1 pseudogene is annotated in these 727 nt (G+C 54.9%); it reads left to right on the top strand.

From position 1 onward, the window contains the following. Positions 1-392: 392 nt before the first annotated feature. Positions 393-605 (top strand): annotated as a pseudogene (locus EWH12_RS22015) (transposase); the annotation flags it as partial. Between the last annotated feature and the right edge of the window lie 122 nt (positions 606-727).

Here is a 727-nt window from a genome sequence, read left to right as displayed (position 1 = left end):
GGCCATTCTGTCATCGGTCATCGTCTTCTTCTCCAGGTTCGAGTTCGCATCCGAACCCTACCAGAAGATCGACGGTGGCCACCCTCTCAGGGAAACCTTCCTACACCACCCCGTGGGACACGACCGGCGCTGCTGCAACAAGAGTTTGCGCAGATGCGTCATTGCATAGGATCAAGCCAGCGATCCCGCCCGGTATAAGCAGGCATTTTACAACACGCTGAAGCATATCCGATCCTTCTATACAGCGGCCAAGGGAAAAATATACGCGGCAACAGAATCAAAGTTCGACGTCAAAAAGTGTTCCTTGGGCCGATCCATGTTGCGCAGATTGATCTGCCCCCTGCTGAGTGGCCCAGAGACTATGATAGTCTGGACCACGAAAGGGACGATGAATGCCGAGCAAGAAGCACAAGCCGGAAGAGATTATCGGCAAGCTGCGTGAAGTTGAGATTGTGCTGGCACAGGGAGCGAGCACGGCCGAAGCCTGCCGCCGGATCGCGGTCAGCGAGCAGACCTATTATCGCTGGCGGAAGGAATATGGCGGCCTGAAGACCGATCAGGCGCGGCGGATGAAGGATCTGGAGAAAGAGAACCAGCGTCTGCGTATTTCGCAAAAGTCGGACAGCCGCTTCGCTAAATCCCGGACAAGCGCTTCAGTAAATCCGGGACAGCTGGTGTAGGCAGTAGATGCCTGGTTACTGTCAGGGTTGAGTGATTTCGATATTTG

It is taken from the genome of Sphingobium cupriresistens (assembly GCF_004152865.1).
In the GTDB taxonomy this organism is placed as follows: Bacteria; Pseudomonadota; Alphaproteobacteria; order Sphingomonadales; family Sphingomonadaceae; genus Sphingobium; species Sphingobium cupriresistens.
This window is presented reverse-complemented; position numbering and strand designations above follow the sequence as displayed.